1 pseudogene is annotated in these 1,177 nt (G+C 53.3%); it reads right to left on the bottom strand.

The features are described 5' to 3' along the window. Positions 1–1,177, bottom strand: a pseudogene (locus WBG83_RS22190) (hypothetical protein); the annotation flags it as partial.

Genomic DNA, 1,177 nt, shown 5'->3' with positions numbered 1-1,177 from the left:
CGTAGACCCGGAAGCGGATTTGCCCCAGCTTGGATGGCGTAAACACAAGGGAGCCTACATCATCAAATATTTCATGCTGCTCCTCATCGTCAAAATCGCCGTTGCCGTTGGAATCATAGGACCAGTTCACCCACGTTTTGGCGATGATGTCCCCGTCCCGGCTGAAGGATTTGTTCTCCAGCATAATCGGCAGCTGCCGATAGGTTTTTTCCGGGTACACCAGCAGCGGAACGGGCGGCTCGTCCGGAATGACCTGGAGGGTATGCGTGTCCATATCCTCCGGCAGTGAGCGCAGCCCTGCGGAGTCGATGACCTCCAGCGTCATCTTGTGATTTCCAAGGGCATACAGCTTGGTCGGCAGCGCCGTTCCGGTATACTGGCCGTTCTCATCGAACACCTGCCAGATATAGGTTTGAATTTTCCGGCCTAGCGGGCTGTAGCTTTTCTCCCCTGAAATCGCCGGTTTAATAAGACGCCCTTCTTTCACCTCTTTGGCCCCGGTGATTTTGGGCTTCGGATTTGGCGCTGTGACCTCAACATAGGTGCTGGCTTCATAAGAGGCTCCCATGGAGTCCGTGATGACCGCGCGGACCCGATGAATCCCGATAACATCGGCCCGCAGGTTGCGGTAGATGGACGAATCGTTGACACCGATATAGCTGCCGCTTTTGTTAATCGCCTTAATCCAGTCGGTGTTGTTCGTATCATCGAAATACCAATAATACGTGAACGTATCTCCATCGGGGTCAGACGGACTTGGCGGCGTGGAGTACGGGTTGGTAATGACCCGCAGATTGAGTTTATCCCCTACCTCCACAACTTCAAGCGGGTAGATTCCCGTAGTGTCCCGATTATCGAAGAAGCCGATTTCAAAATACGGGGGCCGGTTCGTGCCGTCATCGACGATGAGGATCGGTTTGGGTTTAATCCAGGCAGTCTCCCCACAATTCGTTGTGATAATTTTCATCGTCACCTGATACGCCCCAGGAAGGAGATCCCCGCGATACTCTTGATACGTCAGCATTTTCTCCAACGTCTGTCCTTTGACTGTTGGGGTCATATATGTCTTCCCGTTGCTGCCGACAAACCGGAACACATGATACTCATAACCGCACGCGGCTGGAACATCAAAATCCTTAGGCGTAATCGGGATCGGGTCACGGAGAGTCACCTCGGT

Source organism: Paenibacillus sp. y28, assembly GCF_037137075.1.
Classification (GTDB): Bacteria; Bacillota; Bacilli; order Paenibacillales; family NBRC-103111; genus JBBBNV01.
Note: the sequence above shows the minus strand (reverse complement) of the source record. Positions and strands in the feature narration are given on the sequence as shown.